The sequence below is a fragment of the Microvirga tunisiensis genome (assembly GCF_009296175.1).
Lineage (GTDB): Bacteria > Pseudomonadota > Alphaproteobacteria > Rhizobiales > Beijerinckiaceae > Microvirga > Microvirga tunisiensis.
The window spans coordinates 1-3,958 of sequence record NZ_VOSK01000479.1; the positions used below are offsets into that span (position 1 = coordinate 1).

The 3,958-nt window shown below is 62.3% G+C and carries 2 protein-coding genes and 2 pseudogenes; all 4 read right to left on the reverse strand.

Annotated elements, in window-relative coordinates; genetic code table 11:
* Positions 1–129: 129 nt before the first annotated feature.
* A pseudogene (gene doeA, locus FS320_RS39680) lies at positions 130–1,296 on the reverse strand (ectoine hydrolase DoeA); the annotation flags it as partial.
* A complete protein-coding gene (gene eutC / locus FS320_RS39685; protein WP_152717918.1) occupies positions 1,293–2,306 on the reverse strand; it encodes an ectoine utilization protein EutC in 1,014 nt (337 codons plus the stop codon). The pseudogene doeA and the gene eutC, both read right to left, overlap by 4 nt.
* Complete coding sequence (gene eutB, locus FS320_RS39690) at positions 2,303–3,301, reverse strand: hydroxyectoine utilization dehydratase EutB (RefSeq protein ID WP_152717920.1); 999 nt, start codon at positions 3,299–3,301, stop codon at positions 2,303–2,305. The genes eutC and eutB overlap by 4 nt, the downstream gene beginning before the upstream one ends.
* Positions 3,302–3,577: 276 nt before the next feature.
* Positions 3,578–3,832, reverse strand: a pseudogene (locus tag FS320_RS39695) (MocR-like ectoine utilization transcription factor EhuR); the annotation flags it as partial.
* Positions 3,833–3,958: the final 126 nt, after the last annotated feature.

Consider the following 3,958-nt stretch of genomic DNA (forward strand, 5'->3'; position numbering starts at 1 on the left):
CTTCTTCCTGAAAATCAAGCACTTCAGACGCATCGCCACGCGCTACGAACAGACCCCACGGGCGTTTATGTCAATCCTTTGCCTCGTCAGCGCGTTCATCTGGACCAAATGAATGTCAACGCGCTCTAAGAGCTGACGCGGCACATTGGAGAGGCATTCGACGCCGGTTTCTGTGATGACGATGCTCTCCGTGATCTCTAGGCCCATGTTCTCGAGCCAGAGGCCGGTCATGAAATGGAAGGTCATGCCAGGCTGCAGTTCGGTCCGGTCGCCGGGGCGCAGGCTCATGGTGCGCTCGCCCCAGTCAGGCGGATAGCTCAGGCCGATTGGATAGCCCGTGCGGTTGTCCTTGACGATGCCGTAGCGCTTGAGGACGGTGAAGAAGGCATTGGCAATGTCCTCGCACACATTGCCGGGCCTGGCTGCCGCAAGGCCTTCCCCCATGCCTTCCAGAACGGCTTTCTCGGCATCGAGGAAGGCCTGTGTTGGCTTCCCGAGGAACACGGTGCGCGAGAGCGGGCAATGATAGCGCTTGTAGCAGCCGGCGATCTCGAAGAACGTGCCTTCGCCGCTGCGCATCGGCTTGTCGTCCCAGGTCAGGTGCGGGGCAGACGCCTCCTCACCCGACGGGAGAAGCGGGACAATGGCGGCATAGTCGCCGCCATAGCCGTCGACACCGCGCAGACTTGCGTCGTAGATCTCCGCCACGAGATCGTTCTTGCGAATGCCGGGCTCGGCCTTTTCCAGGATGCGCCGGTGCATCGCCTCGACGATGCGGCCCGCCACTTTCATGTATTCGATTTCCGTCGGGCTTTTGACGGCACGCTGCCAGTTCACGAGCGACAGGGCATCCTGGAACTTGGCGTTCGGCAGGTGCTTGACCAGCGACAGATAGGCGGCGGCGGAGAAATAGTAATTGTCCATCTCGACCGCGATGGTGCCCTTGTCCCAGCCGCGTTCCGCGATGATGCCGGACAGAAAATCCATGGGGTGGCGTTCCGTGGATTGAACGTAGTGGTCGGGATAGCCAATGATGTTGTCGTGCGCGAGATAGGCGGTGCGCTTCGCGCCATTGGCATCCTGGCCGCGGCCGTACCAGATCGGCTCGCCCTCCGGCGGCACCAGCACGCATTGATGCACGTAGAACGACCAGCCGTCGTAGCCCGTCAGCCAATGCATATTGGACGGATCGGTGACGATCAGGAGATCGATGCCAGCCTTCTCCATCGCCCCACGGGTCTTGGCGAGGCGCTCGGCATATTCTGCTCTGCTGAAATTGAGATTGGGCGCGCTCACGAAAGGCCTCCAGTTGCTTCTTTTGTATTGATGGATCTGCCCGCTCCGGCGTCGCGTGCGCGTGCATGGGCGAGGGTGGCGATGGCAGTGTCCTGCACGCCGGTTCCGGTGAGATCGCACAGGGTGACGGCATTCGGACCGTCGCGGCCGGGAGCCTGTTTGGCGATGACCTGTCCCAATGAAGGGAACGCCCGGTCCGGTTTGATCAATCCTGCTTTGATGGCGTGGTGCAATTCTCCGAGGCGGCGTGTCTGCGCAACGCTGTCGGCAATGTAGGAGGCACGCGTCAGGATTGCGGGATCGATCTCGTTCTTGTGCTCGGAATCGGAGCCCATGGCGGTGACGTGCTGACCGGGCTGCAGCCATGCCGCCTTCAGGATGGGCTGTTCGGCTGGAGTCGTCGTGACGATGATGTTGGCGCCGTCGCAGGCCGCTTCCGGATGCCGCTCGGCTTCGACTGCGATCCCGAGAGATGTGGAGAGATCCTGTGCGGCCGCTTCGGCCTTGGCCAAGTCCCGCGCCCAGATTCGAGCCTGCTTGATCGGACGCACGAGTGTGAGGGCCTCGAGTTGAAGACGAGCCTGGATGCCGGCACCGAAGATGGCAGCGACTTGTGAATCCGGGCGCGACAGGTGCTTCGCGGCAACTGCGCCCGCGGCGGCGGTGCGCACGTCGGTGAGATAGCCGTTGTCCAGAAGAAGGGCCTCGACGAGACCGGTCTTCGTGCTGAACAGAATCATGAGGCCATTGAGGCTGGGCAGGCCGAGCTTCGGGTTGTCGAAGAAGCCAGGGCTCACCTTGATGGCGAAGCCGTCGAGGCCGGGCACATAGGCGGTCTTCACGTCCACCTCGCCGCGGTTCTCGACGATGTCGAGGCGCAGAATGGGCGGCATGACGACCGGCTTGGTGGCCAAGGCCGCGAAAGCGTCCTCCACGCAGGTGACCGCGCTAGCGTCAAGCCGCACGATCCGACGAAGATCGGGTTCGGTGAGAACGAGCATCTCGGTCATCGGCCTCGCGCTCCTGCGGATATCGCTACGCTGTCGGTGTCTACAATCTGCCGGTGGCGGGCCTCGCCGATGTTGCGGCCCGAGACCAGCACGACAGTCGGGCCTCTGACATCGATCTTCTTGGCGAGGAGGGCTGCAATGCCGACCGCGCCTGCGCCTTCCACAATCTCACCTTCCGTCCTGAAGGCATGGCGGATGCCCCCAGCGATCTCCTCTTCCGACAGCAGCACGACATCGTCGAGAAGGTCGCGGCACATGGCGAAGGTGTAGCGATTCTCCAGACCGATCCCGCCGCCGAGCGAGTCGGCCAGGGTTTCCAGTTCTTCGACCTGAACGGGCTTTCCGGCGCGCAGGCTCTCATTCATGGCCGCGCCGCGCTCCATGGAGATCCCGATCACGCGGGCCTGTGGAAGCCGCCCCTTGATCGCCGCGGCGACGCCCGCCGCCAGCCCGCCGCCGGAGAGCGGGACGAGGACGAGTTCAGTCTCCGGACGAGCCTCGGCGATCTCAAGCCCAATCGTTCCTTGCCCGGCAATGACGTCCGCATGATCGAAGGGCGGAATGGCCGTCAGGCCTTCCTCGCGCACGAGGCGCTCCACTTCTTCCTGCGCGTCGTCCTGCGAGCGGCCGACGATGCGCACCTCGGCTCCCAAAGCCTTGACCGCATCGACCTTGTTGGCGGGCACGAGAGCGGACATGCAGATCACGGCCCGCGCGCCTTCCGCTTTCGCCGCATGGGCGAGGGCACGGCCATGATTGCCGGTCGAGGCAGTGACGAGGCCGCGCTTCTTCGCCTCGTCGTTCAGGGATAGAACTGCGTTGGTGGCGCCGCGCAGCTTGAAGCTGCCGGTCGGCTGATGGCTTTCGAGCTTGAGATAAATGGGAAAGCCGCAACGAGCGGAAAGGTTGTTGGAAACGATGAGGGGCGTGTGCCGAACGCGCCCGGACAAGCGCTCCTGAGCCATTGCGATTCTGTCGAGCCCAACCACGCTCATGGGCGAAGGCCCGGCGAGACTGGAACAGTCGAGGCGCCATGGGTGCCGCTTATACTCTCGTGTCGGATGCTGGATTGAACTGATTTACTGCTAAGACTTCGCGTAGGCACCGAGTGCATCCACCACCTCCTGCCAAGATAAGGCGATGGTGTGGCGCACCAAATTTCATGTCAATCTTTATATTGTCATGAAACAATCATGACGGTTTCTCACATGAAGGATCGCTCTCGCCTCTACCAATACAAATGACAGCTCGTTCCAGATAACTGCCAGTCCCTACGCAATGGAACTGGTATCGAAGACAGGCGGCAACTGGTCGAAGGTTTCAGCGACTGTTCGCAGCGTGCGGCTCAGGGTTGTATGGGACAGGCGGCCGCCAAGGCAGATGCGGATGCCGCCCGTTCCGTCCGCCCCCGCCATGAATGGATCGGATGGGGTGACGGCGATGTGCTTCTGGGCCAGCATCCGTACGAGCCCTTCTTCCGTCCACCGCGGCGGCACTTTCAGCCAGGCGCATAGGGACAAGGGGTGACGTTGGTGCGTAAATCGGACCGGGGTGTCGTGCCAAGTCAGGGGTAAGGTATAGAGGCGGTCTTCTGAAACCGAGAGCCGCATGCCCTACAAGGTTAATGAAGAGCGCCGCCACAAGATTCCAAA

What these genes read in the sequence shown, in the direction of transcription:
- eutC (WP_152717918.1), bottom strand. Translation starts at nt 2,306, where the DNA reads ATGACCGAGATGCTCGTTCTCACCGAACCCGATCTTCGTCGGATCGTG.
- eutB (WP_152717920.1), bottom strand. Translation starts at nt 3,301, where the DNA reads ATGAGCGTGGTTGGGCTCGACAGAATCGCAATGGCTCAGGAGCGCTTG.